General features: G+C 43.9%; 4 protein-coding genes and 1 pseudogene. All 5 read left to right on the top strand.

Going from position 1 to position 3191, the window contains the following annotated elements:
- A pseudogene (locus ACFQI7_RS37655) lies at positions 1-225 on the top strand (MarR family transcriptional regulator); the annotation flags it as partial.
- 64 nt (positions 226-289) lie between these two features.
- Positions 290-1489 (top strand): ArsA family ATPase, encoded by a 1200-nt coding sequence (locus tag ACFQI7_RS37650; protein ID WP_377518619.1) that lies wholly within the window; start codon positions 290-292, stop codon positions 1487-1489.
- 20 nt (positions 1490-1509) lie between these two features.
- Entirely contained in the window at positions 1510-1701 is a 192-nt protein-coding gene (locus ACFQI7_RS37645) for a hypothetical protein (RefSeq protein ID WP_218103632.1), read from the top strand.
- A gap of 56 nt (positions 1702-1757) precedes the next feature.
- Positions 1758-2210 (top strand): DUF2269 family protein, encoded by a 453-nt coding sequence (locus tag ACFQI7_RS37640; RefSeq protein ID WP_377518617.1) that lies wholly within the window; start codon positions 1758-1760, stop codon positions 2208-2210.
- A 35-nt stretch (positions 2211-2245) separates the two neighbouring features.
- The gene (locus tag ACFQI7_RS37635; protein ID WP_377518615.1) at positions 2246-3145 is read left to right on the top strand and encodes an alpha/beta hydrolase fold domain-containing protein; all 900 of its coding nucleotides are present in this window, start codon (positions 2246-2248) and stop codon (positions 3143-3145) included.
- The last annotated feature ends 46 nt before the right edge of the window (positions 3146-3191 follow it).

The following is a 3191-nucleotide window of genomic DNA, read 5'->3' as shown; positions in this document are numbered from 1 at the left end:
CGTGTTAAACTAGTGACACTGACGCAGGTAGGACGGTACCTTGCGAAAGAATCGGAACAAATCATGTTGGCGGCGCTCGGCAGGCTGGAGGAGGCTTTTACTCCGGAAGAAATGGAGCAATTCATGACACTCCTGTTCAAGGCAGCCAAGGTTATCCACGACAAGGGTCCGATAATGCCTCATGAAAAAAAGACCGTTCCGAAGAAAATTATCATTGAAGAATGACCGGTTATAACCGGATTCTTTTTACATATATACTACGAAATCGTACTAAAAGGAGCGAGCAAGCATGAGGATTATTATTTTCACGGGTAAAGGCGGCGTAGGCAAAACGAGTGTGGCGGCTGCGACGGCTGTGAAGCTGGCGAAACAAGGAAAGCGGACGCTAATTCTCAGTACCGATGCCGCGCATAGTTTGGCTGATTCTCTGGCCGTATCGATTGGACCGGAACCGGTCCAAATCGGCGAAAATTTGTGGGGACAGGAAGTGAACAGTCTTTGGGAAACAGAACGCAATTGGGGAATGGTTCAAGGTTGGCTCACGAAACTGCTTGACAAAGCGCAGCTGAAAGACATAACAACCGATGAGATGCTGGTGTTTCCTGGCATGGAGGAGCTTTTCAGTTTATTGCAGATCAAGGAACATGCTCAGAACGGAAATTTCGATGTGTTAGTGGTGGATTGCGCTCCGACGGGAGAAACGCTGCGGCTGCTCAGCTACCCGAATGTATTGAATTGGTGGTTGGAAAAAATATTTCCCGCAGAGCGAAAGTTAATCAAGCTCGTTCGGCCGGTCGCCAAGCTTACCAAAAGTATAGAGCTTCCTTCGGATGACGTGTTGGACAGCATTGAGCGGCTCGCTCGCGGGTTAGAGGAAATGCAGCGGATCGTTCTGAATCCGAAGATCACGTCTGTGAGGATAGTTCTGAACCCCGAGAAGATGGTGCTTGCGGAATCGAAACGCTCCTTCACCTATTTAAACTTGTTTGGGTTCAACACCGATGCGGTCATTGTCAACCGTGTGCTGCCCGATGAGGCAGGAGATGGGTTTTTCTCGCATTGGCGGGAGAATCAAAGAAAATATGAGAAAGAAATCACATCGAATTTCCACCCTCTTCCAATTTTGAAAGCACCGATGATGCGAGAGGAAGTGATCGGCCTTCCTGCCCTTGAACAATTAGCAGATATCCTGTATGAATCCCGTGAACCCTCGGACATGTTTTATCGCGGCAGAACGGAAATGATTCGGGAGGAGGACGGGGCCATGCTGCTGGAACTGATGATTCCATTTGTCGATAAGGAAGTTCTGGATTTAACGCAAGCAGGCGATGAATTGACAGTGGATGCGGGCGCTTATAAACGGAAGGTCATTTTGCCAAGATCTCTGATGGGTAGGCAGGTTCAAGGCGCGAGGTACGTGGAGGACCGATTGATTATCCGTTTCGGCAAACGGGATTTGCCGGATCGGAAAAGAAGTGAGGATCAATGAGAAATCCTAGGGAGGTGAGAATGCTGGAAACTTTGACTGCTTTGGAACGGTTTTTCATTCACCTGGAGCGTCGACAAGCCAAAGAGCACGTAACAAACGGCATCAAGGAATGGTTGCTCGCTTCCCGTGCGGTGATTGACAGCGTCATTGATACGTTAGAGGAAGAGCAAGGCCGCCAGACCGCCCGAAAAATCGAAATATCGAAAGATTAGCAGCTTGCGATGCAGAGTAAATGGACGATAATGAATACATTGTGAGGAGAACGCGCATGAATCAAATTTATACATTACTGGTTGGCATCCATATTTTTGCCGCTATTTTAGGTGCGGGCCCTTTACTCTTATCGAACGTGATTCTAAAAAGGACTAAGGATTTAAGTGAATTAAAATATGCACATCAAGGCGTTGAGAAACTGAATAAAACGGCCACTATTGGTTGGATCGTTTTATTGCCTACAGGAATATTGATGGGATGGATCAACCCGTCACTGTTTCGTATGTTCTGGTTCGACACATCCATTGCTTTATTCGTAGTTTTCACTATTTACTCGGAAATGGTTATCGGGCCTAAAATGAAAACGATGCATGAAATGATCAGAACCTGTGAAAGTAAAGATATTCCTCAACAATATAAAATCTTGTCTGATAAACTGATTCCTTATGATTGGTTTGGTAAACTACTCGTCGTTGCCATTATCATATTGATGGTGTTAAAACCGTAAATGAAAAGCAGTGGGTCAGAGAGGGGTTTTTTGAGATGAAGCGAAGTATTCGGAGCAAACTGATAGAATCTATTTTATTAATGAGTGGACTAAAACAACGTTATTCAGACAAAGAGAAGTTCGCGAAATTCCTCGAGCAAAAGCGAACCGAGAATGCAAAACCATATATTTTGCCTGGAGAAATCCAACAGAAGCTGGATATTACGATGGAACAATCGTATGGAAAGGATTGCTATATTTTACAAGGAAATAAACAAGCCAGTGAAAAATATATTATTTATTTAATTGGCGGAGGTTATATAAATCAGCCTCGGAGCGCCAATTGGAAATTCATACGCAAAATAGCAGATATGGGTAATGCCACTATGATTGTACCTGTCTATCCAAAAGTCCCTCATCACCAGTATCATGAATCATATGACCAAGTACTCCCCATTTATGAAAAGCTGTTAATGAAAACCTCTCCGCAAAATATTATATTTATGGGCGATTCGGCAGGCGGTGGATTTGCGCTAGCATTAGCTCAATTGTTAAAGGAAAAAAATCTACCACAACCGAGTCGAATTATATTAATCTCCCCATGGTTAGATATCACATTGTCGAATCCTGATATTCAGAAATTCGAGAAAAATGATGCCTCGCTAGGTTCATATGGACTCGCCATCCTCGGTAAACTATATGCTGGCGACACAGACCCGAATCATTATCTTTTAAGCCCAATAAACGGTGATATACGAGGCTTGGGGGAAATCTCCATATTTATCGGAACTCATGATCTAATGTTAGCTGATGCGAGAAAGTTTAGAGACCGAGCTAAAAAGGAAGGTGTCATGATCAATTACTACGAATATCCAAAAATGAATCATGTCTTTCCCGCGATGCCTATTCCAGAAGCCAAAAAAGCAATCAGACAAATCATTGATTTGATCTCTTGAAGCAAAAAACGGAAGTATTTCACCACATATTACTTACTATACGACC

Origin of the sequence: Paenibacillus allorhizosphaerae (assembly GCF_042659105.1) — a bacterium.
In the GTDB taxonomy this organism is placed as follows: Bacteria; Bacillota; Bacilli; order Paenibacillales; family NBRC-103111; genus Paenibacillus_G; species Paenibacillus_G allorhizosphaerae.
This window is presented reverse-complemented; position numbering and strand designations above follow the sequence as displayed.